Below are 21077 nucleotides of genomic sequence, written 5' to 3'. Positions count from 1 at the left end.
CGAGATCACCCGACCAAGCACCGTGTTCGATCAGAACCGCCCTCACGATCGATAGAGATACGGCTTCTTACATGTCCGCCCTGATGAGCGTGCGCTACGACCCCAACTCCCGGACGTATTACGACCGCAAGCACGCCGAGGGCAAACGCCATTTCCAGGCCGTAATCGCCCTCGCCCGGCGCAGAGTGAACGTCTTGTGGGCCCTGATCCGGGACGGTCGCCTCTACGAAGTCGCCGCGCCTCAGCCCACCGGTTAGTCCGGGTGATCGTCCGACCGCCACAGCCAGCGGAGGGCATCGGGAAGCAGGACACCGCCGTGGTTGGGGCTGTGGCCGCCATCGTCCAGGACAAGGCGGAAGTCGTAGCCGGCTTCTGCGAGCGCGGCCGCGACGCGCAGGTTGTTGGCGAGCCAGTTTGCCTCGGGCTCGTTCCAGCGCAGGTCACGATGGCCCGCTTGCATGAAGATGCGCAGCGGCTTGCGAGGGAAACGGGGGATGAGTTCGGGGTATGGGTTGCCGCCTGGCATCTGCGTGAAGCTGGACAAGTACCCGATCACCCGGCGGAATTTGTCCGGGCGCAGCCAGGCTGCGGTAAAGGCGCAGTTCCCGCCGCTACTGCCACCACAGATGCCCCACCGGCCGGGGTCCTCGGCGATCGAGTAGTGCTTCGTGACCTCAGGGATGATCTCTGTCAGGAGAAAGCTGACGTACCGATCGTCGTAGGCGTCGTACTCGGTGTTGCGGTTCTTCGGATCCTCAGCGTCGGGGAAGACACCCGGGTCGACGAACACGCCGATGGTGACCGGGATGTCACCGCGGTGGACGAGATTGTCCAGAACGATCGCGCCGCGGACCTCTCCTTCAGGGTCCAGGTACCACCATCCGTCCTGGAACACCATCAGCGACGTCGGCTCCGAGGGGTGGTACCGCGCGGGCACATGCACCCAGAACTTCCGTGACGTCCCCGGGTAGATCGCGCTGTCGCTGCAGTCGAACTCGATCGTCTCGCCAGCCGGTACGCCTGGCTGCACGGCGGAGTCGGGGCCATGGGCATAGCGCACGTCTGACTGGTGAATCGGAAGCGGCTGGTAGGGCACCTCGATCGTCACGTGGGCCAACCTAGGAGAGATCACGAACGGCCTCAACGGGGTTTATGACTGCCCCCACACGGCTTGACTTCTCCATTGGGAAGCCAGTGAGCGCTTTAGTTGGCCCGGCTGAGCGTCGTAGTTGGCCCGTAGCTCGCGTGCAGACTTCTGACCTGCGTCGCCAGCTCCCTCCGGGGGCTTCCACTCCTCTTGTCGCAGTGGGAGCACCGCGCTCACTGGTCGGCTGAAGTGCTCAGCCACAGGTGAGCGTCACCGTCGGCGCGGCGCGCCCGGTCAAGCGCCGTCGATGCGGTCGAGCAGCGCCCGGGCCTCGGCGGTGCGGCAGTGGTCCGGGCCGAAGGCGGCCAGGCAGGCGTCGTGGGCGGCCGCGGCCCGGGGGTGGGCCTCGATACCACGGCCCAGCCCCAGGAGGGCGGTGGCCACAGCCAGCTCGACGGCGCCGGTCTCCGCGCGGCGCTGCTCCTCGGGCAGGCTGCGGCGCGGCTCGTCCGCGTGCTCCGCCTCGGCGAGAGCCTCCTCGTGGCGGGCCTGGCCGTTGAGACTGCGGGCCAGTCCGAGCCGCAGGACCAGGGTGGAAGCCCCCATGAGGGCTCCACCCGTGTCGGCGTCGGCGCCTCGACAGTGAAACCGGCGTCGCCAACGAGGTCGAACGGTTCCTCAAGGGTGCAGCGGCCGGCGATGCCTGGGCCGCACCGTCAGCCAGAGCGGCTGGCCCGGGCGCCTCAGCGCACGGCGGCGTTTTCCACGGCAAAACCGTCGCCCGGTTCACGATCCACGCCATGAACGGCCTGGGTACCACCGAACGTGACTACAGCACGGCCTGTCCCAGCGCCCCTCTCGCCCCCGGACTCGCCGTCCGCGGCGAAGAAGTCAACGACGCAAGCCCCGCCATCGACCGATAGCTACAGCAGCTCGAATTCCCCTTGACGCCGCAGAGCACACAGTCCTGAGAGGTCAACGGTCAAACAGAGAGTCTGGCCACAACAATCCCTCCACCCCGGCCGCCGTCCACTCCGGCCACTCCCGCGCCAGGGCCGGGGCGGTGGTCGACGGGCACAGCACCCACGGCGCCGTCAGGCCGCGCTCAGCGAACAGCGGCTCCAACGCCGCACGGCGCCGGGCGTACGGCCGGCCAGTGAGGTCGGCGCCCGCGTGGACCAGGTCGAAGGCCACGAAGTGCGCCGGCCACTCCCGGGCCGCCTGAGCGGCAGCTGCCCCGCGCCGGGCGAGCCGTTGTTGCGGCCGCTCGAACGCCGGCCGGTCCCGCTCCCGCACCACCAGCTCGCCATCGAGCCCGGTGTCCGCCGGTACCCGCGCGAGGGAGGCCGCGCGGATCTGGGGGAACGAGGCCGTCATGTCCGTGCCGCGCCGTGAGCGCAGCAGCACCCGCCCGCCCGCGTACACGGCGAGCCGGGCACGGTAGCCGTCCCACTTGGGTTATGCGCTGTTGAGCTGTCCAGGAGCCATTGTCCAGCGCCATGTCGATCACGGGATGGCGGGTGCACTTCACTCGCCGAGACCTGGTGTGGCCGCAGGAAGTGACCCCGTTCATGCGGGAGTTCAGTGCGCTGTTTGTTGGTCTTGATCAGCGGTTGAACGACTTGGGCGTACCCGAGGGGCAGCCGTTCCTGATCAGTCCCGCGGGCGACTGTGACGTGGAACTGAACCGCTACTTCTGGCGTGTTGCCGGCGTCCTTTCCGTGAAGGCGCGGCACCGAGATGGCTCCAGCGTTCCCGGAGACGGATCAACGTCCTCCGCGCGGTGTCGCGGGTGTCTGCTGCTGTCATGCCATCAGGTCTGCCGGGAATCGCGGTGGGGCTGTCGGCTACTGCTCACCCAGACTGGTGGCGTGTTGATCCACCTCGGTGTCCGAGCGTTGTATGCCGGTGAATCGGGTGGGCCGGAAGGCCCGCAGGAGGTCCTGTTCCTGATCAGTTGTGATCTCGGTCGCGACCAGGTGTCCCAGAATCGGCGCCAAGGTGACCCCGCTGTGCGAGACGAGGCAGTAGACGCGGGACTGCGCGGAGGCATAGCCGACGATGGGGTGGCCGTCCGCGGGCAGTGACCGCAAGCCGACACGCAGGTCGATCTTCGGTGCCCGGCTCGGGTCGGGCAGCAGCGCAGAGAACCGCCGAGCGAGGGTGCTCGCGATGTCCCCGTTTGCGGACGGAGGGTCTTCCGGATCGACGTCAGCGTTGAGATCGAGAGCCTGCAGGACGGCATGTCCACCGGCCGCAGGGCGGAGATTGAGGCCGGGGCTGTGGATCACACAGCGCAGGTCGAGTTCCGGTGACCTGGCGTACCCGAGCAAACCGACGGTCTGCGCTCCGCGACCGGCATCCGTCACCAAGGGAACGTCGATCCCGGCCTGTGCGGCGAGCCTTTCTGTCCAGCGGCCTGCCGCCAGGACGACTCGATCGCCGCTGCAGATCTCGCCTCCGGCCAGGGTGACGGACACTCCATCAGGCCTGTCGTCGATGGCCACGACCTCGCCGATCGCGCACGTGGCTCCGTGCTGCTCGGCGTCCGCCAGTAAGTTGCCCACGAAGAGATCCGGCAGAACGTATCCCTCGCTGGGGAAGTGCGCGATGGACGTTATGGTCGCCGGGATCCGGAGGTCGCCCGCGATCCGCGTTGCTTCGTCAGGCGTGACCCAGTGTGCGGGGTAGCCCAGGGACTGCAGTCGTTCCACGTTGCCGGCGAGCCACTGCTCGCTGGCGGCGTCCGCCCACTGCAGCGCCCCGCTGGGGAAGTACGACGGCGCGCCGCGCAGTTGCTCGGCGAGCCTGGCGTGCTCCTCCATCCCTGCGAGGTTCAGCCGGTGGTAGTCCGGGTCCGGTTTCCGGCTGGAGTTGGTCCAGGCGAAGGTGGTCGCGGTCGTACCGGTGCCGGCTCCCCACTGATCGAGCAGGAGAACGTCTTCTCCGGCGACGGCAAGCTGCCTCGCGACGCTCACGCCCAGCACGCCGGCACCGATGATGATGACCTTCATTGTTTGCGCACTTCCTTTCTGGCAGCGATACGCTGCTCATATGGCCGGGACGGGAAGCTCCAGGAAGAACTCGGCGGTTCCCGGACGGACGATGGTCGTGACCACCTCGACGGTGCTTCCGTCGTCGGCACGCAACTCCCTGCGCCTCATCAGCGCAGGCGTTCCGATCTCGCTGCGCAGCAATGTGGCGTCGTGCTCATCGAGGGTCACCGGGTCGAGGTAGACCCGGATCGTGTCGATCGGTACTCCTCTGCGCTGGAGATACGGGAGGGTGACGAGGTCTTCGAGGTTCTCGTTCAGTAGGTCGGGGGCAACTGCGAAGAGAACGACGTGCCGCTCGACGGACTGTGGCTCCTCGCGTATGTCGAGCTTGCGGCGGACCAGTTCCACTACGGCCGTGTCGGCTGAGGAACCGGGGAGTGCCAGGACGGCGTCGGCGGCCCTGACGATCCGTGCGGAAACGACTTCGTGTCTGCCCGGTGCGCCCTTTGCGGCTGCTGCGGGGGTGACGAAGTTGAGCAGATTGATCTGCCGCGTCACGTCCGCGACAAACGTTCCGTGGCGCCGCTGGCGGATCGCCAGTCCCGCCTCCGCCAGGTCGTTGAGGACCCGTTGGGCCGTGGCACGGCTGACGCCGTACTGGGTGGAGAGGTCCTTCTCGGTTGGCAGCCGCGCGCCAGGGGGCAGACCCCCGGCCCGGATCTTCGCTTCGATCTCTCGCCTGATCTGCACGTAAAGCGGGACGGTCATGCTTAGTACTCCAGTCTGGCTTCGTGATCTTGCGTCAGGGCCGGCTGGGAATGGGTACGGCCACCGCGTGATCATCGGGGGTTGTGTGGACTCCTGAAGATCGTGCGGTGGCCGCGGGCCATAGCGTAGACCCTGCCCGCTGGCGAGCGATGTTCGACCAGGTCATGACCCGGATCGCAGGCAGATACAGGCGAGTTGAGCCCCGGGCCGCAGCCCGCGCTTACCTGCTCGGGCTGCTGTCGAGCGTCGAACGGAAGAACTGCTGGCAGCTGGCCGAACAGGCGGGCCATACGCGGCCCGGGCCGATGCAACGTCTGCTGCGTTACGCCCGCTGGGACGCCGATGCCGTCCGCGACGACCTGCGTGCCTATGCCGCCGAACACCTCGGCGCCGACGGCGGTGTTCTCGTTGTCGACGAGACCGGCTTTGTGAAGAAGGGCCGATCCTCGGCAGGGGTACAGCGGCAGTACACCGGCACCGCAGGACGCATCGAGAACGCCCAGGTCGGCGTGTTCCTCGCCCTGGCCACCAGCCGGGGACGGGCCCTGATCGACCGACGGCTCTACCTCCCACAGCAGTCCTGGTGCACTGATCCCGAACGCCGCAACGCGGCCGGGATACCCGACACGGTGCAGTTCGCCACCAAGCCCCGTCTGGCCGAAGAGATGATCACAGCCGCGCTGGACGCCGGGATCACCGCCTCCTGGGTGACCGGCGACGAAGCCTACGGCCAGGACCCCCGGCTCCGCGCCGCCCTCGAGGCACGCGGCATCGGCTACGTGATGGCCGTCGCCTGCTCGACCCGGGTGAGGATCAACCACGGCCGCACCCCCGCCCGCGCGGATACCGTCGCCGGCCGCCTGCCCGCCACAGCCTGGCACCGTCAGAGCGCCGGAAACGGCGCGAAAGGCCCGCGTTACTACGACTGGGCCTGGCTCCACATCGACACCGGCAGCCATCGGCACCTACTCATCCGACGCAACCGGTCCACCGGCGAACTCGCCTTCTACCTGTGCTGGTCACCCACCGAGGTGCCCCTGTCCGAACTGGTCCGCGTCGCCGGTGTCCGTTGGAGCGTCGAGGAGTGCTTCCAGGCCGCCAAGAGCCAGGCCGGACTCGACCACTACCAGGTCCGGCACTGGACCTCGTGGCACCGGCACATCACGCTCGCCATGCTTGCCCTGGCCTTCCTGACCGCCCTCGCCGTCGACTCGGCCCCCGAACCGCCCGCCGATGCACACCACCCCGCCCGCAGCCGCGATCCGATCACCCTGACCGTCCCGGAAATCCGCCACCTGCTCACCGCCGTCTTCCACCCACCGGCCGTAACAGCGGCCAGGCTGCTGCACTGGTCCAACTGGCGCAGACGCCACCAGGCAACAGCCCGACGCAGCCACTACCGACGACGGACCGTCGACGAACCCACTGGATAGATCACGAAACCACACTGGAGTATTAGACCGTACATTCGGTCAATTGACTGGTAACAGTGAGTTGACCAGCCAGTTCCTCGGCGTCCGCGCCTTGTTGGCGGGGCGCTGTGCCCCCGGAGACGAGCCGGCGCGGGTTCCTTGGGAGCGTTCCGGAACGCCGATGACGGGTGACCGGACCCGCCTCCGCCGATTCGCGCAGGACGCGCAGGGCCCCCGGCGCGGCCGCCGCCGTACCGACGGTGGAGATCCTTTTCAGCCAGCAGTCGAGTGCCAGGGGGCCTTGCCTGATTCGTCATGTCGGTCTCCCGCCTGACTGCGCGGCGAGCAGCGCCGCACAACTAGACCGTACAATCGGCGAATTGACCGGTCAATAGCTGGTTCGCCGAGGAGCCATACATCAGCCACCCGCCTGAGAAGAAGCCGGTGCCAACAGGACCGGATTGGCAGCCGGTGCAACGCGCCCGGGCTGCCGATCAACGAGGTCCTGATCACCTGGTCCGGTGGGTCCTTCGTCCCCGCAACCGCGCTTTCGCGGCGGCCGAGGGAAGCGCGCCGGATTGGACGGGAAGGCCGAGGTCTGGTCCGAGGTGTGACGCACCGTTGGACGCGGCCGACCGTGTCCCGACGCCGCCGCGTGCTGCAGCGGCCAACTCCTGCCGTACCGAATCCGAAAGGCCCAGCTCGCGCTCTGTCTCGGACAGCGGACAAGAACAAACCCTGCTCATAACTTCGGCTCTGCCGCGTGATTCGGCGCAAGCCCGGGATCCGCGGTGGGAGTGGCGAGCATTGGCTCCGGCAGCGACCAGGTCGAGGGCATGATCGACGTCTTCCACCGGGCTCTGTGGGCGCCGGGCGCTGTGGCCCCGGTCAGCCGATCCGCGCACGCCGACTGCGTGACGTGCTGGCCCGCCGCTGTTGCTTCGCGGGCGTGTGTCCGGGATTGCGTGGCGGGCACACGGAGCAGGTTCGTCCACGACTCCCTCCCGGCGACCGTCAGAGCGGCCGCGGCCCTCCTTCCCGCCGCACCCACTACCCCGCTCCTGACCCCGTACGCGGGGCGTTCTCGCACTCGGTGGGTGAATCTGGCCGACTACCGAAACGCCCGTTTGTGACGACAGACCTGCAAACCCTCGCGATTGCACGGGCTCCAGCGGGACTTCGGCGCCGCCGATGCCTGGTCACTCGTGAAGCGGTGCTGGTCCCGTCGTCTTGTCCGTCTACTGTCCGACTCCCGTGGCGGGTGGCGGGTCGTTTCCCGCCCCGGCCGGGGCAACGATCGGGCCGGTTCGGCAGTCGTAGGGAGTGACACACATCCGTCGCCCGCGTTCGCCGCCAACTGCTGTCGCTCGTGGGTTCGCAGCAGTGCCTGTCATCCCTGGGAGGATTCATGAGCCGCTTCGCCGCACCACCTAGCGACAGGCGAGGTGCCGGGCGCGACATCGCCCCGCCCGTCGCCGCCGCACGTGCCCTACGGCGCACGCCCGTCGGTCGCGCGACACGCCGCGGTGTCGTGGTGGGGGCCGTCGCCGTTCTGCTGGCGGGGGTCGGGGCCTCGGCCGATGCCGCGTCCGATACCGCGCCCAGCGACCCGGTGGTCAGCGGTGCCACCATCAACTCCGGACATGACGTCATCGTGGGTGTCACGCACAACGTGGTGTTCCCGGTCACGGTCACCGGATCGGATGACTCCGGCCTGTCTTTCGCCGATGTGGATCTGAAGGGGCCGCACGGCGGTTTCTACACCACCGATGCGTTCTGCGAGACCGCGACGGCATGCACGACGGTGTTCACCGTCAACGCCCACCCGGCCCCGGGCAGCGACGATCCGGTGGACCTGGCCAACGCCAACGCGGGAACATGGTCGGTCGACGCCTTGGTCGACGCCAACGACGGCGATTCCGTTTTTGTCCCCGGCGTGGGGTCGTTCGGACTCAAGCGTGCCGCGCGGCTGACGGTCAACGCCTCACCGGAGCCGGTGGCCAAGGGCGCTCGTATCACCGTCACCGGCAAGCTCGTGCGGGCCAACTGGGACACCTACCGGTATGCGGGATACGCGGGCCAGGCTGTGAAACTGCAGTTCCGCCCGAAGGGCAGCAGCACCTACACCACGGTGGCCACGGTGAACACCAGCAACACCGGCACCCTGCGCACCACGGTCAAGGCAGTCAAGGACGGCTACTGGCGTTGGAACTTCACCGGCACCAACACCACCGGCCCGGCCAAGGCCACCGGCGACTACGTCGATGTACGCCCCTGATCCGGCAAGCACCACCATGAGCAACCGATGCGGCCCGGCCCCGGAAGGATCCGGCACGTCCTGAGTGGGCGGTTCGTAAGGTGATGTCCGTCTCCGGCTTAGGGTGGGAGCAAGGTCGCTGGTGGAGGTTCCGTCGGCTATTGCTTCCTGGCGAAGTTGCCGGTGTCGGCCTCGGTGAGGATCCCGAGTTTGACCAGGCGTTTCAGCTTGGCGCGGGTGCCTTCGACGTTCTTCGGCAGCAGTTCGTGGCCGAGGGCTTCGCAGACGTCCTTGGCCCGTAGCGGCCCGGTCGCGTGGTTGAAGGTGGCGAGGATGCGGGGGTAGTCCGGGTGCTCGGGCAGGGCTGGCACGACGGCCGGGAGCCGGTCGGCGAGGCCGGTGATGGTCTTGCGGGTGATCGCGAGGTGCTCGAGGTGGGTCTCGGCCTCCCGCAAACGGGTCTGCAGGTCGTCGATCTGTGCGCGGAGGTCGTCGGCCAGGGCCCGGGCGGCGTCTTCCTGGAGGTCCAGGGCGTCGAGCAGGGGCTGGATGTTCACGCTGCCACCGGCTGCGTCTCGCACCAGGTGGGGGCGTTCGCGCCGGTGAGGCGTCGGGCCATGACGTGGGTCATCGCCCAGTAGACGCGGGAGGCGGAGGAGGAGGGGCAGTGCTCGTAGTCGCGGACCAGGCGCCGGTGCAGTATCAGGATCCCGTAGGTCTGCTCGACCCTCCACCGCTTCGGCTGCGGCACGAACCCCTTGTCCTGCGGGTTGCGTTCGACGATCTCGACGTCAGTGCCCAGGCCGGCGCCGTGCGCGACGACCTGGTTCTTGAAGCCCTGGTCGACCAGGGCTTTGCGGACGGTTGTGCCGGCGTGCTCGGCGACCTGGTCCAGCAGGATGATGCCCGCGGCGTTGTCGTGGGTGTTCGCGGCGAGGACGACGACCGCGATGACCAGGCCGAGGACGTCGACGGCCAGGCCCCGCTTGCGGCCGGGCACCCGCTTGGCCGGATCGTGGCCGCTCGTGGCGGCGGGGACCCCGGCGGCCACGTGGACACTCTGGGTGTCCAGGACCACCAGGGTCGGGTCCTCTAATCGCCGGGCGCGCTCCCGGACCTGGCAGCGCAGGAGTTCATGGATGACCTGGTCGGTTCCGTCGTCCCGCCAGGCGGCGAAGTAGTAGTAGGTCGCGCTCTTCTGCGGCAGGTCGTGCGGGAGATAAGCCCACTGGCAGCCGGTCCGCCCCTGGTAGAGGATCGCGTTCACGATCTCCCGCATGTCGTAGGCGCCCTGGTGGCCACTGACCGAGCGGTGCCGGTCCTTCCACGCAGTGATCACCGGCTCGATCAACGACCACTGCTCGTCCGACAAGTCACTCGGGTACGGCTTGCGTTCACTCACCCGGTCACATCACCAGATCAACAACCGCGGACCGGAAGATTCCGCCCCGCCGCCACACCATCAGGCGACAGCAGATCCACTCAAAGGCTCACGAACCGCCCACTCAGTGGGCATTTAGGTATGGCTTGCGGTGTTGCGTCGTTCTTGCGGCGTGATCTCTTTGGAGTGATTCACGCCCTACGTGCAGTTTCACGGCCTTCCAGGCTCCAGCCTCGGCGCCTATTTACTCCGCATCTCGCACCCAGATTCCGTCTGGTCTATGGACGTCATGGAAACGCCCAGCCGGTCAAGTACCGCTGTCAGCGGTGCTGTTCGTGTAAGAGCCCTTTCGTGAGCCAGCGCAAGCCGTACCCCAGCGACCTGTCCGACGCCCGATGGGCGTTGATCGAACCGACCTTATCCGCCTGGAGGAAAGCCCGACTCGACCGCAGACCCACCGGCCAGCCGGCCCAGGTCGAACTGCGCGATGTCTTCAACGCAATCCTGTACGTCAACCGCACGGGAATACCCTGGAAATACCTCCCGCATGACTTCCCGAACCACGGCACCGTCTACGCCTACTACGCCGCCTGGCGCGACGAAGGAATCCTCGCCCAGCTCAACTACGACCTCACCGGCCTGGCCCGCGTCAAGGAAGGCCGCAAACCCGAACCGACCGCCTCCGTGATCGACACCCAGAGCGTCAAGACCTCCACCAACGTACCCCTGACCAGCCAGGGAACCGATGCCGCAAAGAAGATCGTCGGTAGGAAGCGGGGCATCATCACCGACACACTCGGCCTACTCCTCGCCGTAACCGTCACCGCCGCAAGCCTGTCGGAAAACGCCGTAGGAATACAACTCCTCGACCAGGCCAAGAAGACCTACCCCACCATCTCAAAGGCGTGGGTCGACACCGGCTTCAAAAACGCCGTCATCGAGCACGGAGCCAACCTCGGAATCGACGTCGAAGTCGTCAACAGAAACCCCGAAATCCGCGGCTTTCATGTCGTCAAAAGACGCTGGGTCGTGGAGCGGAGTATCGGATGGATCATGATGCACCGCCGCCTCACCCGCGACTACGAGACCCTGCCCGCCAGCTCCGAAGCCATGATCCACATCGCCTCGATCGACAACCTCACCAAGCGCATAACGGACGAGACCACACCAACCTGGCGAGGAACTTACTAGGAAATAAACGGCAATTCGTCTACATCAAACGCCCTCTCAGAGGATTCTGTTGGCGCGGCGCACCATGACGGCGCACACGAGTCCGAGCGCGAGAGCCAGGCCCCCGAGCACCACGCCGTCGACCACGGCGCAGCGTTGCGGGTGCAGGCCTCCACCACCCAGGGGGACACGGCCATCCAAGCGCCCGTCAGGCTCAGGGCGCCGCTCGGCAGCACCCACGGGGACACGGCGAAGAAGAGACCGACCAGGAAGACCGGCCCGTTCACCAGCGCCACGTCATGGCTCGTGAGGACCCGGGCATAGCGCTCCCGCATCTCGAAGGCGTCCGGATGGCTCGCCATGTCGTCCCTGCCGTGGGGAAAGCCAGACATATGAGGACTCCTCGCTGCTGTCCGCCGCGCGTACCGCCATCCAGGCGGGCCCCGTGCCCTCATGCTGGCGTGGACGCCGGGGCGGGACATCACGCATGTGAGCGATAATGAGGATCCGACTCGTCACCTTAGGACCCCCAGCACCTAAGTCAGTCTTATGAGGTGATACGAACACAGCGACTACCGGAGTCACGTGTCGGCAGTGATGTTGGATGCATGACTACTTCTGTTGCACCCACGCACCGCGCACAGAGCAGACGGCGCCCGGTCGGGCGGTTCCTGCGTGACCTGGACCGGCCGGCCGATGTGTTCCGCAGCCTCGGCCCGAACTGGTACGCCTCGATCATGGGGACCGGCATCGTCGCCAATGCTGCAGCCGTCCTCCCGGTCCGGGTGACCGGCCTCCGCGTCTTTGCCACGGTCGTCTGGGCCCTCACCTCGGCTCTGCTGGTCGCCCTGACCGCGGCGTGGGCCGTGCACTGGAACCGGCACCCGGAGATCGCCCGGCGCCATGCGCACCACCCGGTCATGGGCCACTTCTGGGGCGCCCCCGCCATGGCGCTCATGACGGTCGGCGCGGGCACCCTCGCCCTGGGCCGGGACTGGATCGGCCTGACCGCCGCCGTGCGCATCGACGCCGTCCTGTGGACCGGCGGCACCCTGCTCGGCCTGGTCACCTGTGTGTGGATCCCCTACCTGGCCATGACCGAGCACGAGGTCGGTGAGGACTCCGCGTTCGGCGGCTGGCTGATGCCGGTGGTCCCGCCCATGGTGTCCGCGGCGACCGGGGCGGCGCTCGTGCCGCACCTCGCCCCGGGCCAGGAGCGGCTGACCCTGCTGCTGGCCTGCTACGCCATGTTCGGCATCAGCCTGTTCTCGAGCATCGTCATCATCACCCAGGTGTGGAGTCGGCTGGTCCATCACAAGCTCGGGCCCGCGGCGATGGTGCCGACGCTGTGGATCGTCCTCGGCCCGCTGGGGCAGTCGGTGACGGCGGCGAACGCGCTCGGGTCGGTGGCCCACCTCGCCCTGCCGGAGCCGTACGCCGCCGGCGCCCAAGTCTTCGGCGTCGTCTACGGCCTGCCCACCTGGGGCTTCGCGATGATGTGGCTCGCCCTGGCCGCCGGGCTCACCGTCCGCACCGCGCGCCACCGCCTGCCGTTCGCCCTCACCTGGTGGAGCTTCACCTTCCCTGTGGGCACCTGCGTCACCGGCACCTGCGCCCTGGCGCTGTGCCTGCACTCGGACGCCTTCGACGGGGCGGCCGTGGTCCTGTACGTCCTGCTGCTGGCCGCGTGGGCGACCGTCGCCGTCCGCACGCTGCGCGGGAGCTTCCTCGGCACCCTGTTCCTCGCCCAGGCACCCCCGCCCGCCCCGGCACGCTGAGCGGTCGGGACGCGTACGCCCTCGCGCCCGCTCAGGTGCGGTCCGCTCGTATGCCGTCCAGGAGGACGGCGAGGACGCGCCGGCGCTGCACGTCGGTCAGGAACGGTGACACCGCGACGGACACCACGGTCCGCAGGAGCTCGTCGACGTTCATCCCCCGCCCGAGGGGCAGGGCCCTCCCGGCCGCTGCCAGCAGCCCGGCGACGGCCTCGCCCAGCGCCTCCCGGCACGGCGACAGGGCGGGCGATCCGGCGGTGAACATCTCGCGCAGCGCAGGATCGTGGGCAACGGCCCCGGCGAACCGGTCCAGCCAGTCCCCCAGCCTCCGCCACGCCTCCCGGCCGACTCGCCGTTCTGAGAGCTCCGTTCGTCCTGCTCCCTCGCCGACTCATCGGTCTGACGCGACTGTTCGTCCCGCTTCCGGACCGACTCACCGCCATGACAAGCCTGTTCGTCCCGCTCCCCGGCCGACGGCTCCGCCGCCTCCGGGGCCGGTTCGTCCGGCTCCCTGCGGGCGGTCGCGCCGGACTCGGCCGTCCGGAACAGCGCGGTGACCGTGTCCACGACGTCGTCGATGTAGACGGCCTCCAGCAGTCCGGCCCGGGTCGGGAAGTTGCGGTAGAGGGTGGCGATGCCCACTCCCGCCCGCCGTGCGACCGCCTTCAACGACGCATCCATCCCGTTCTCGGCGAACTCCTCGCGCGCCGCGGCGACGATCGCGTCGTAGTTGCGGGCGGCGTCGGTTCGCGTGGGGCGCGGCGAGGCGACCCGACGGAGGTTCGCCCGTACGCGGGCATGAGCGGTCACGATGCCCTCCTGCACGGGGTGATGCGCCGCGGTGGCCACCGCCGGACGGCCGCCGCGGCACGGTTCGGGAGGAACGGCGCGGGCCGGGGGCTCCACGTCCCGGCCCGGCCGGTTCAGGCAGCCGCCCCGTACACCTTGCGGGCATGCCGGGCGTAGGCCTTCGGGCCCAGAACGGGCATGATCAGCCGGGGCACCAGCGGGGCCGTCGAGAGCATGAGTTTGACGACGTCCGGGTCGGCGTACGAGGCGAGCATGCCGAAGACGATGGGCAGCTTGCTCTTGGGCAGCCCGTTGATCGCGTGGTCGCCGAGCTCGTGCCACTCCTTGGCCGTCACGTACTCCGGGACGATCGGCAGGACGTCCTTCTCCTCGATGCCGAGGTGCTCGGTCAGCAGGCTCCCCAGGTGCTCCAAGGAGTCGGCGAGCCGCTCGCCGGACTCCTTCGCCGGCTGCGCGCGCCAGACCGCCAGCCGCTGCGCCGACTCGGCGAGCAGCGCGGCGATCTCCTCGTGCTGGCTCTCCAGGAGGGCTACCGCGTCACCGAGCCGATCGCCTGCCCGCTCCAGGAGTTTGGGCCACAGCAGCTCGTCCTCGCCCTTGTGGTGCAGGTGGAGGAACTCCTCGATGAGCTGGGCGTGTTCGGCGACGACCGCGGCCCGATCGACGTCGCCGGGATCGACATCCCTGACCAGTCCGGGGAGACGGGCATAGCTCTGCCGAAAAGCTTCGTGCACCACCAGCATGTCACGGACGTCGGCACGGTTATTGGTTGTGTGGGGCATATCAATACCTACTCATAGATGTCAACAAAGGGGATTCTGTGTCGCGGCGTCATGATGCCAGGGGCGGCCGATTGACAGTGACATGAGTCTACTGGAGCACACCAACCCTTATTGGATGGGTTGTTGTTGCGTGTCATATGTTGCAGCAATGTCATGTGATGGCTCCGGTAGTATACGCCACTCACTGATCGGTGCGGGCATCGGACATCCATGCCCAGCAGCACTTCGTAAGGCGGTAACCATGACGGAACGCACGGAACCCGAGCAGCCCACCGCGGACATGGACCTCAGTGTCATGCCGGACGAAGTATGGGTCCACGACCAGGCACGGCTGGTCGGGACCGCCATCGAGTCGGGTACGACGGACAGCATCGCGGTGGACTACAACGGCACGCGCGCCCAGTTGGTGATCCTCACCACGCGGGGAGCGAAGTCGGGGCGCTCCCGGCAGACCCCCGTGATCCGGGTGGAACACGGGGGCCGGTATGCGGCCGTCGCGTCCAAGGGCGGCGCCCCGACCCACCCCGCCTGGTACCACAACCTCGTGGCCAACCCGGACGTCGTGGTCTGGGACGGCACGGAGAGCAGGCCCTACCGGGCGCGTGAGGTGACGGGGACGGAACGGCGGGACTGGTGGGACCGGGCGGTCCGGGCCTGGCCCTCCTACGACGACTACCGCTCCAAGACCACGCGGGTGATCCCTGTGCTGGTGCTGGAACCGGTGGACTGAGCCGCTACCGCCCCTCGGTCCCCCTCACAAGCCCCTGGGTGTACTTACCGCGTCTCTCCACAGCACGATCACCCGCCCGTATGCTCGGCAATCGGTTCCACTTGGGTAGGCACTGCGTGTGGGGGCGTCTATGCACAGGCCGATACGCTCAAGCGGTTCCAGGACCGGCGGATGCGGAAAACGGTGCGGCTCTCCGTTCGCCTCTTCCGCCGGTCCCCTTTTCTCGTAGGAGACGGGCGTATTCTCACTTTCCCATCGTGGAGAAGCGACCTGAGCGACCGAGGAAACCAATTGCCTCCGCGGTCGCCATGTTGACATGAACGTGTGATGCGGGCGATCGCGCGGCCGGACACTGTCGGCTCATCCATGTTTCGGGGAGGAAGTCGTGCCCGTGTCGCTCACACACCCATCGGTCCGGTCCGACCAGAGCGGACCGTCCCGCATCGGCCGCCGCTGGGGCTGGGGCACCGCTCTGCTGGTCGGCCTGTTGCTGTTCTGGCTGATCCGCTCGACATTGGTGGCCACGCGGAACCCAACCTGATCCCCGTTCTGATCTTCTTCGGGGCGGCGCTGGTGCCGTCGGCCTTCGTCGCCTTCGTGGCCGGCCGCCGGCTCGACTTCGGCGTCGGCATGGGGGTCGTGGCGGTGACCGCCCTGGCGGGCGGCGCGATCGGGGTAACCACGGCCAGGATTCCTGGAGTACCGGACGCCGCTGTTGATGGACGTGCTGCCTATGGCCGCCGTCGAGCTGACGAGGAGGCTGCGAAGCTCATCGTCCCGGTCCTGCTGCTCCTGGTCCTCCGTGACCGGCGCCCCGGTGACGGGCTGCTGATCGGTGTCGCCTCCGGCGCCGGGTTCGCCGTCTTCGAGACAATGGGCTACGCCTTCGTCGAACTGATCAACTCCAACGGCGACCTGTCGGCGGTGGACGACCTCCTGGTGTGGCGGGGGTTGCTGAGCCCCCCCGCCCACATGGCCTGGACGGGGCTGACGGCCGCGGCCCTGTGGGCCGCCGCCGTTGGAGCTGTTCGTGGCCGTCCACGCGCTCGCGGTCACCCTGCACACCTTGGGGGACAGCCTGGACAGTGACATCGCCGGCGTGCTCGCCGCGATCAGCCTGTCCCTGTTGGGGTACACCATGCACCGGCTGGCGGCTCCGCGCCGGGTCCCCGCGCCGGTGACGGTGGGATGACACGGTCCGGACCGTCCGTGGCGGACGGTCCGGACCGTCCGTGGCGGACGGTCCGGACCGTTCTCACCGCGTGGCCGGCAGCATGCGCTCCAGGAGCTCGCGCGTGTTCTGCGTCCACGCTTCCGGCGCGCCGGTGCGCGGATCGACCTTGACGATCACGCGCCGGCCGTGCGCGTGCGTGACGTCGCCGGAATGGAACCGGAAGGCGAACGCGGCGCTCGTACGGCCGAGCTTTTCCAGCTCGAACGTCACATCCACCGGCCCGATTCCTTTGAGGGGCCGCTCGAAGACGAGGAGCAACTCTCGCACCACGATGTTGAGGTCAGGGTGTCCCAGCCTCAGCCCCAGCCGGGTGAAGCACCCGGTGATGGCCCGTTCAAGGAGCGCGGCGAACCTGCCGCGGTACACCATGCCGAAGGCATCGAGGTCGTCGAAGAAGACGTGCACCGACTCCCTGTGTGCCCCGATCGCGGCGCCCCGCTGGGCGGTCCGTTCCCCGGTCGCGTCACTCATAGCGTTCTCGACATCCGTCATACCTGTGCGGACTCCTCGGTCCAGGCCTGGAAGACGGCGGCTTGCCCGTGCAGGTTGCCGTCGGCGTCCACCAGGTCCCACATGGTCACGTTCTCGATCCAGAAGTGACTGCCGTCCCTGCGGACGCGCCGCCCCCGGTAGCCGTCCGCGTATCCCCGCAGGCTGACCGCCTCGACAAAGGCGTTCCGGTCGTGCTGGGTGTCGGGGGCCGCCGACAGCCGGGACGGCAGGCCGACGAACTCCTCCCAGGCGTAACCGAAACAGTGCTGCGCGATGTGGTTGGCGTAGATGAAGAGCGGGTCGGAGGACGTGTCGTGCGCGAGCAGCCCAAAGGGTGCCTGGTCCTGGAGCCAGGCGGCCGCCCCCGCGTCGTCCGACCATGCCCGCGGGCACAACTCGGCGCCGACGATCCGCAGACGGCTGTCGAGGAGTAGTGCGGCGAAGCCCGGGTCACACGGAGAGGACGTCGCCAGGGGCCGGCCCGCAGCGGTGCGCTCAGACATCGGCGTCCTCCGCCCAGCTCATGAGCTTGCGCAGCTCCTTGCCGGTGGTCTCCAGCAGGTGCTCGGAGTCCTGCTGCTTGTACTCGTTGTACTTCTTCAGGCCGCCGTGGTACTCGTCCATCCAGGCCTGCGCGAACGTGCCGTCCTGGATCTCCGCCAGGACCTTCTTCATCTCGGCCTTGGTGGCGTCGGTGATGATCCGCGGACCGGTGACGTAGTCGCCCCACTCGGCGGTCTCGGAGACCGACCAACGCATCTTCTCCAGACCGCCCTCGTACATCAGGTCGCCGATCAGCTTCAGCTCGTGGAGGCACTCGAAGTAGGCGATCTCCAGGTGTATCTCACCGATCTCTCGGAAGGGACGCTCCGCCAGGGTGTCGTGGACCGGCGTGGCGACGGCCCGCAGCAGTGCGGCCGGCCGCGCTCCCTGCTGCGCCGTGCCGAGGTGCCCCAGTCGTACGTGCAGCACGAAGGTCCCGCGCGCCGGCTCCGGCAGCGCGGCGGCGTCCGGGAGCCGCTGGACGGAGAAGGACGTGCTGGTGTCCTCGCCGAGCGTGGAAAGCAGCGCCCTCCAGGCCTGGAGCACCGGGCGCATGTCCGCACCGCGGAACCACAGGCCGCCGCCGTAGAACCGCGCCGCCGGGAAGACGTCGAACTCCATGTGTGTGACGACGCCGAAGTTGCCCTTGCCACCCAGCAGCGCCCAGGAGAGGTCCGGGTCGTTCTCATGGGTGACGTGCCGGACCGCTCCGTCGGCCGTGACGACGTCCAACCCGCGGACGTGGTCAGCCGCGTAGCCCAGGCGTCGGCCGAGCAACGGGCTCAGCCCGCCGCCCAGCGTGTAGCCGACGACACCGACGTGCGGTGCCGAGCCGACCAGCGGGGCGAGCCCGAAATGTTCGGTCTCGCGAGTACGTCGCTCCAGGTGGCGCCGGCTCCCACACGGACCGTGTGCCGCTCGGCGTCGGCGGTCACCTCGCGCAGCCGACGGGTGCTGATCAGCAGCGTGTCGTCCTGCCGGGGCAGCACCACCTGGTGCCCCTGGTTGCGGACCGCGACCGTCATCCGGCGCCCGCTCGCGTACCGCACCGCGGCGGCGACGTCGTCGGTACTGGTGACGCCGACGACGACGGCCGGAGCCAGGACCCGCAGCAGGTTGAAGAGGCGGCACTCGTCCTCGTACGCGATGTCGCCGGGCACGAAAACCGGTCCGTCGCGGCCACTGTTGCGTCCTCGTTGATGCGCACGTCATGTACTGCGTTGTCAATCATCGCTCCACCAGAGCTCGCGGACAGGGGGTGTGGAAGCCGGGACGCGTTCGGCGATGGAGGAACACTCGACGGCACCTGTCCGCTGGGGGTGACCGGCTGCCCGTGCCACGCCGGGATCCGCACGGGAGACCTCGATGTCTTCCCGGTCGGGGGTGTGGCAGGAGCCTCGGCTTCCCGCGACCGCCGGATGGAGGGTGGTTCCGGGCCGCGCGGACCTGACGGGTCTGCTTCCGGCACCGACCCTAAGGGATCATCCAGTGGCCGCGAGCCGATTCGGCACGGGTGTACCCAGTGGGTCCACCTTCACGGTACCGAACGGCAAACACCTGCCCCACGTGAGGTCATGGCGTAGTCAAGTCGCCCTTGCCGACTGGCGATTACGCAGAAGGAAACACTCTCACCGCGGGGCTGAGGGGGCACCAGGGGAGCCCCGGCCGACGTCGTGCTGCTCAGTGCCGAGGACGCCCCGGCATTCTCCTGCGGACATGCCTCCCCACACCCCGTACCGCTCCTTGAAGTCCAGGCCATGGCGGCGCACGACTCGATGCCCTCGCACCGGCGGCAGATCCTGCGAGCGCGCTCCTCGCGCTGTCGGCGCTGCCGGCCCCGCTCTCACGGAGGGGAGAAGAAGACAGCGCTGCCCATACCGCGGCAGGCGGCACGCTCCTGCCATTCCCAGTCACTCAACAGTGGCAGCAGTCCGGTTCGAATCTTCCTCCTCCTTCCTTCCCCGCTTCCTAATGCCGTTGTCAAGCAGCTGCAGTCGCTGGAGGTGCGACTTGATAGCACCGTCGGTCACGGATCAGGGCTCACAGAACGTTGACGCGTCGGCGGGCGAGGGCGAGCACGGCCTGGATGTGCTTCTTCCCCTCCGCGCGTTTGCGGTCGTAGAACTTCCGCGAGTTCGGGTCGCAGCGGACGCTGACCAGCGCGGAGGTGTGGAACACCCGCTGGAGCCTGCGGTGGTAGGTGATTGGCCGGTGGAGGTTGCCGCTGGCCTTGCCCGAATCGCGAGGTGCGGGGGCGACTCCGGCGAAGGCCGCCAGAGCATCTGGCGAGTCGAATTCCTCCAGGCCGCCGCCGACAGCGGCGAGGAACTCCGCACCGAGCACGGCGCCGATGCCGGGGACGCTCAGGAGGATGTCGGCAAGTTCGTGCTCGCGAAACCGGCCCTCGATGAGCTTGTCCATCTCGGAAACCTGCTGATTGAGGGCCATCACCTCCTCGGCCAGGGTGTGGACCAGCTTCGCGATGGTCTTCTCCCCGGGGACGGCGGTGTGCTGGCGCTCGGCGGCCTCGACCGCGGCCTCGGCCAGGGATCTCGCGTTGCGGACCTTGCGGTTGGCCAGCCAGGTGGTCAGTCGCGAGACCCCGGCGCGGCGGATCGCGGCCGGGGTCTGGTAGCCCGTCAGCAGCCTGAGAGGCCCAGTGTTGGTCACGTCCAAGGCCCGCTCCAGGGCGGGGAACATGCTCAGCAGGGTGCCGCGCAGGCGGTTCACTGCGCGGGTGCGGTCCTCGACCAGGTCGGCCCGGCGTCCGGTCAGCAGTTTGAGCTCGATGGCGGCTTCGTCGCCGGGGCGGATGGGCCGCAGGTCGCGGCGCATCCTGGCCTGGTCGGCGATGACGTAGGCGTCGCGGGCATCGGTCTTGCCCTCACCGCGGTAGCCGTCGGAGGCCCGGTTCACCAGTCGGCCGGGCATGTAGAGGACTTCCTGGCCGTGGTTGATCAGCAAGGCCAGCAGCAGGGCGGGCTCCCCACCTGTCATGTCGATGGCCCGGGTGACCGGGCGGCCGTCGGCCAGGTCGAGGACGTTGCCGATCAGTTTCAGCAGCTCGGGTTCGTCGTTGGCGACCCGCCGCGACAGCAGAGTCTTGCCTTCGGTATCCAGGGCGAGGCCGTGATGGTGGCTCTTGCCGCTGTCGATCCCCGCCCATATCCGGCTCATCGTGCTCCTGACGTACTTGTTCCTACTGTGCGTGCCACGGACGACCTCGCCGGCATTGCTCTACGCAGCGACTTGTTCGCACTTCCTAATCGGCGGCCGAGTCGTCGTGGGGTGCCGGGCGGCGAAGCGAGGCAAGCCACGAGACGGCAGCCGCCTGATAGCCACACCCAGCACCCCTGGGCGACCCAACCCTACGAATGGCTCGATCAACCCGATCAAGACGGTAGAGCCGCCTGAACTCTCGTTCGGCCGCGGGGTTTCCGTCACAGTTATGACGTTTCCGGAGGAGAATGGACACATCAGTCAGATGACTGACACCCATGTCGTGACTGTCGCACATGGGGCCACACCACGCCGGCACGGGCGCATGTCATGCCTGACATCTGCATGCCATCGGACGATGCGCGGCATTGACTCGGGAGCGCATGGGTGCCACGACAGGGCGTGGAGAGCCGTGGAGACC

Annotated in this window: 23 protein-coding genes and 3 pseudogenes; 10 read left to right on the top strand and 16 right to left on the bottom strand. The window is 68.3% G+C overall.

What is annotated here, in order from left to right; genetic code table 11:
• Window positions 1–74: 74 nt before the first annotated feature.
• Window positions 75–257: pseudogene (locus ACKTSN_RS00300) on the top strand (IS110 family transposase); the annotation flags it as partial.
• Here the strand turns inward: ACKTSN_RS00300 and ACKTSN_RS00295 are convergent.
• Together ACKTSN_RS00295 and ACKTSN_RS00290 are read right to left on the bottom strand one after the other, a co-directional pair.
• The gene (locus ACKTSN_RS00295; protein ID WP_409467217.1) at window positions 254–1144 is read right to left on the bottom strand and encodes an alpha/beta hydrolase; all 891 of its coding nucleotides are present in this window, start codon (window positions 1142–1144) and stop codon (window positions 254–256) included. The pseudogene ACKTSN_RS00300 and the gene ACKTSN_RS00295 overlap by 4 nt on opposite strands.
• Before the next feature lie 237 nt (window positions 1145–1381).
• Window positions 1382–1693 carry a hypothetical protein gene (locus ACKTSN_RS00290; RefSeq protein ID WP_409467216.1) on the bottom strand — a complete coding sequence of 104 codons (312 nt, stop codon included), beginning with the start codon at window positions 1691–1693 and terminating at the stop codon, window positions 1382–1384.
• Window positions 1694–1887: 194 nt separating this feature from the next.
• On the opposite strand from ACKTSN_RS00290, the gene ACKTSN_RS00285 reads away from it, so the two are divergent.
• Complete coding sequence (locus ACKTSN_RS00285) at window positions 1888–2010, top strand: hypothetical protein (protein ID WP_409467215.1); 123 nt, start codon at window positions 1888–1890, stop codon at window positions 2008–2010.
• Window positions 2011–2062: 52 nt separating this feature from the next.
• Here the strand turns inward: ACKTSN_RS00285 and ACKTSN_RS00280 are convergent.
• The 3 genes and pseudogenes from ACKTSN_RS00280 to ACKTSN_RS00270 form a co-directional block, all read right to left on the bottom strand.
• A pseudogene (locus tag ACKTSN_RS00280) lies at window positions 2063–2530 on the bottom strand (ATP-dependent DNA ligase); the annotation flags it as partial.
• Between the two features lie 404 nt (window positions 2531–2934).
• Complete coding sequence (locus tag ACKTSN_RS00275; RefSeq protein WP_409467214.1) at window positions 2935–4101, bottom strand: NAD(P)/FAD-dependent oxidoreductase; 1167 nt, start codon at window positions 4099–4101, stop codon at window positions 2935–2937.
• 36 nt (window positions 4102–4137) lie between these two features.
• Complete coding sequence (locus ACKTSN_RS00270) at window positions 4138–4851, bottom strand: GntR family transcriptional regulator (protein ID WP_409467213.1); 714 nt, start codon at window positions 4849–4851, stop codon at window positions 4138–4140.
• Window positions 4852–5000: 149 nt separating this feature from the next.
• On the opposite strand from ACKTSN_RS00270, the gene ACKTSN_RS00265 reads away from it, so the two are divergent.
• Window positions 5001–6284 carry an IS701 family transposase gene (locus tag ACKTSN_RS00265; protein ID WP_431197138.1) on the top strand — a complete coding sequence of 428 codons (1284 nt, stop codon included), beginning with the start codon at window positions 5001–5003 and terminating at the stop codon, window positions 6282–6284.
• Between the two features lie 1387 nt (window positions 6285–7671).
• Entirely contained in the window at window positions 7672–8541 is an 870-nt protein-coding gene (locus ACKTSN_RS00260; RefSeq protein ID WP_409467211.1) for a calcium-binding protein, read from the top strand.
• Between the two features lie 137 nt (window positions 8542–8678).
• On the opposite strand, the gene ACKTSN_RS00255 is transcribed toward ACKTSN_RS00260, so the two are convergent.
• Together ACKTSN_RS00255 and ACKTSN_RS00250 are read right to left on the bottom strand one after the other, a co-directional pair.
• Window positions 8679–9077 carry a hypothetical protein gene (locus ACKTSN_RS00255; RefSeq protein ID WP_409467210.1) on the bottom strand — a complete coding sequence of 133 codons (399 nt, stop codon included), beginning with the start codon at window positions 9075–9077 and terminating at the stop codon, window positions 8679–8681.
• The gene (locus tag ACKTSN_RS00250; RefSeq protein ID WP_409467209.1) at window positions 9074–9922 is read right to left on the bottom strand and encodes an IS5 family transposase; all 849 of its coding nucleotides are present in this window, start codon (window positions 9920–9922) and stop codon (window positions 9074–9076) included. The genes ACKTSN_RS00255 and ACKTSN_RS00250 overlap by 4 nt, the downstream gene beginning before the upstream one ends.
• Before the next feature lie 330 nt (window positions 9923–10252).
• Between ACKTSN_RS00250 and ACKTSN_RS00245 the strand changes: the two genes are divergently transcribed.
• Window positions 10253–11092, top strand: coding sequence for an IS5 family transposase (locus ACKTSN_RS00245; RefSeq protein WP_409467188.1), 840 nt, complete (start codon window positions 10253–10255; stop codon window positions 11090–11092).
• On the opposite strand, the gene ACKTSN_RS00240 is transcribed toward ACKTSN_RS00245, so the two are convergent.
• Complete coding sequence (locus ACKTSN_RS00240; RefSeq protein WP_409467208.1) at window positions 11089–11463, bottom strand: hypothetical protein; 375 nt, start codon at window positions 11461–11463, stop codon at window positions 11089–11091. The two genes, ACKTSN_RS00245 and ACKTSN_RS00240, sit on opposite strands and share 4 nt — an antisense overlap.
• Before the next feature lie 216 nt (window positions 11464–11679).
• Here ACKTSN_RS00240 and ACKTSN_RS00235 point away from each other — a divergent pair, with 216 nt between their 5' ends.
• Window positions 11680–12849: a TDT family transporter gene (locus tag ACKTSN_RS00235; RefSeq protein WP_409467207.1), complete on the top strand. Its 1170-nt coding sequence runs from the start codon at window positions 11680–11682 to the stop codon at window positions 12847–12849.
• Window positions 12850–12880: 31 nt separating this feature from the next.
• Here the strand turns inward: ACKTSN_RS00235 and ACKTSN_RS00230 are convergent, their stop codons facing one another.
• From ACKTSN_RS00230 to ACKTSN_RS00220, 3 genes are all read right to left on the bottom strand, one after another.
• Complete coding sequence (locus tag ACKTSN_RS00230) at window positions 12881–13003, bottom strand: hypothetical protein (protein ID WP_409467206.1); 123 nt, start codon at window positions 13001–13003, stop codon at window positions 12881–12883.
• The gene (locus tag ACKTSN_RS00225) at window positions 13000–13656 is read right to left on the bottom strand and encodes a helix-turn-helix domain-containing protein (protein WP_409467205.1); all 657 of its coding nucleotides are present in this window, start codon (window positions 13654–13656) and stop codon (window positions 13000–13002) included. Before ACKTSN_RS00225 ends, ACKTSN_RS00230 begins: the two co-directional genes overlap by 4 nt.
• Window positions 13657–13769: 113 nt before the next feature.
• On the bottom strand, window positions 13770–14438 hold the full coding sequence (locus ACKTSN_RS00220) for a hemerythrin domain-containing protein (protein ID WP_409467204.1): 669 nt from the start codon (window positions 14436–14438) through the stop codon (window positions 13770–13772).
• Window positions 14439–14718: 280 nt separating this feature from the next.
• On the opposite strand from ACKTSN_RS00220, the gene ACKTSN_RS00215 reads away from it, so the two are divergent.
• The 4 genes from ACKTSN_RS00215 to ACKTSN_RS00200 all read left to right on the top strand — a co-directional run bounded on the left by ACKTSN_RS00215 (window position 14719) and on the right by ACKTSN_RS00200 (window position 16360).
• A complete protein-coding gene (locus ACKTSN_RS00215; RefSeq protein WP_409474689.1) occupies window positions 14719–15168 on the top strand; it encodes a nitroreductase family deazaflavin-dependent oxidoreductase in 450 nt (149 codons plus the stop codon).
• A gap of 391 nt (window positions 15169–15559) precedes the next feature.
• Window positions 15560–15709 carry a hypothetical protein gene (locus ACKTSN_RS00210; protein ID WP_409467203.1) on the top strand — a complete coding sequence of 50 codons (150 nt, stop codon included), beginning with the start codon at window positions 15560–15562 and terminating at the stop codon, window positions 15707–15709.
• A gap of 32 nt (window positions 15710–15741) precedes the next feature.
• Window positions 15742–16257 carry a PrsW family glutamic-type intramembrane protease gene (locus ACKTSN_RS00205; protein ID WP_409467202.1) on the top strand — a complete coding sequence of 172 codons (516 nt, stop codon included), beginning with the start codon at window positions 15742–15744 and terminating at the stop codon, window positions 16255–16257.
• Window positions 16235–16360, top strand: a complete 126-nt coding sequence (locus ACKTSN_RS00200; RefSeq protein ID WP_409467201.1) for a hypothetical protein — start codon at window positions 16235–16237, stop codon at window positions 16358–16360. Before ACKTSN_RS00205 ends, ACKTSN_RS00200 begins: the two co-directional genes overlap by 23 nt.
• A 63-nt stretch (window positions 16361–16423) precedes the next feature.
• Here ACKTSN_RS00200 and ACKTSN_RS00195 read toward each other — a convergent pair whose 3' ends face one another.
• The 5 genes and pseudogenes from ACKTSN_RS00195 to ACKTSN_RS00175 all read right to left on the bottom strand — a co-directional run bounded on the left by ACKTSN_RS00195 (window position 16424) and on the right by ACKTSN_RS00175 (window position 20614).
• Window positions 16424–16894: an acyl-CoA thioesterase gene (locus tag ACKTSN_RS00195; protein WP_409467200.1), complete on the bottom strand. Its 471-nt coding sequence runs from the start codon at window positions 16892–16894 to the stop codon at window positions 16424–16426.
• Window positions 16891–17397 carry an MEKHLA domain-containing protein gene (locus tag ACKTSN_RS00190; RefSeq protein ID WP_409467199.1) on the bottom strand — a complete coding sequence of 169 codons (507 nt, stop codon included), beginning with the start codon at window positions 17395–17397 and terminating at the stop codon, window positions 16891–16893. Before ACKTSN_RS00190 ends, ACKTSN_RS00195 begins: the two co-directional genes overlap by 4 nt.
• Window positions 17390–17728 (bottom strand): annotated as a pseudogene (locus ACKTSN_RS00185) (ketol-acid reductoisomerase); the annotation flags it as partial. The pseudogene ACKTSN_RS00185 and the gene ACKTSN_RS00190, both read right to left, overlap by 8 nt.
• 491 nt (window positions 17729–18219) lie before the next feature.
• Window positions 18220–18597, bottom strand: a complete 378-nt coding sequence (locus tag ACKTSN_RS00180) for an FAD-binding protein (RefSeq protein WP_409467198.1) — start codon at window positions 18595–18597, stop codon at window positions 18220–18222.
• A gap of 880 nt (window positions 18598–19477) precedes the next feature.
• Window positions 19478–20614 (bottom strand): IS110 family transposase, encoded by a 1137-nt coding sequence (locus tag ACKTSN_RS00175; RefSeq protein ID WP_409467197.1) that lies wholly within the window; start codon window positions 20612–20614, stop codon window positions 19478–19480.
• Window positions 20615–21077: the final 463 nt, after the last annotated feature.

This window comes from Streptomyces flavusporus, assembly GCF_046267975.1.
In the GTDB taxonomy this organism is placed as follows: Bacteria; Actinomycetota; Actinomycetes; order Streptomycetales; family Streptomycetaceae; genus Streptomyces; species Streptomyces flavusporus.
This window is presented reverse-complemented; position numbering and strand designations above follow the sequence as displayed.

What these genes read in the sequence shown, in the direction of transcription:
- ACKTSN_RS00230 (WP_409467206.1), bottom strand. Translation starts at nt 13,003, where the DNA reads ATGAACGTCGACGAGCTCCTGCGGACCGTGGTGTCCGTCGCGGTGTCA.
- ACKTSN_RS00275 (WP_409467214.1), bottom strand. Translation starts at nt 4,101, where the DNA reads ATGAAGGTCATCATCATCGGTGCCGGCGTGCTGGGCGTGAGCGTCGCG.
- ACKTSN_RS00215 (WP_409474689.1), top strand. Translation starts at nt 14,719, where the DNA reads ATGGACCTCAGTGTCATGCCGGACGAAGTATGGGTCCACGACCAGGCA.
- ACKTSN_RS00220 (WP_409467204.1), bottom strand. Translation starts at nt 14,438, where the DNA reads ATGCCCCACACAACCAATAACCGTGCCGACGTCCGTGACATGCTGGTG.
- ACKTSN_RS00175 (WP_409467197.1), bottom strand. Translation starts at nt 20,614, where the DNA reads ATGAGCCGGATATGGGCGGGGATCGACAGCGGCAAGAGCCACCATCAC.
- ACKTSN_RS00290 (WP_409467216.1), bottom strand. Translation starts at nt 1,693, where the DNA reads ATGGGGGCTTCCACCCTGGTCCTGCGGCTCGGACTGGCCCGCAGTCTC.
- ACKTSN_RS00270 (WP_409467213.1), bottom strand. Translation starts at nt 4,851, where the DNA reads ATGACCGTCCCGCTTTACGTGCAGATCAGGCGAGAGATCGAAGCGAAG.
- ACKTSN_RS00260 (WP_409467211.1), top strand. Translation starts at nt 7,672, where the DNA reads ATGAGCCGCTTCGCCGCACCACCTAGCGACAGGCGAGGTGCCGGGCGC.
- ACKTSN_RS00235 (WP_409467207.1), top strand. Translation starts at nt 11,680, where the DNA reads ATGACTACTTCTGTTGCACCCACGCACCGCGCACAGAGCAGACGGCGC.
- ACKTSN_RS00195 (WP_409467200.1), bottom strand. Translation starts at nt 16,894, where the DNA reads ATGACGGATGTCGAGAACGCTATGAGTGACGCGACCGGGGAACGGACC.
- ACKTSN_RS00190 (WP_409467199.1), bottom strand. Translation starts at nt 17,397, where the DNA reads ATGTCTGAGCGCACCGCTGCGGGCCGGCCCCTGGCGACGTCCTCTCCG.
- ACKTSN_RS00265 (WP_431197138.1), top strand. Translation starts at nt 5,001, where the DNA reads ATGTTCGACCAGGTCATGACCCGGATCGCAGGCAGATACAGGCGAGTT.
- ACKTSN_RS00285 (WP_409467215.1), top strand. Translation starts at nt 1,888, where the DNA reads ATGAACGGCCTGGGTACCACCGAACGTGACTACAGCACGGCCTGTCCC.
- ACKTSN_RS00240 (WP_409467208.1), bottom strand. Translation starts at nt 11,463, where the DNA reads ATGTCTGGCTTTCCCCACGGCAGGGACGACATGGCGAGCCATCCGGAC.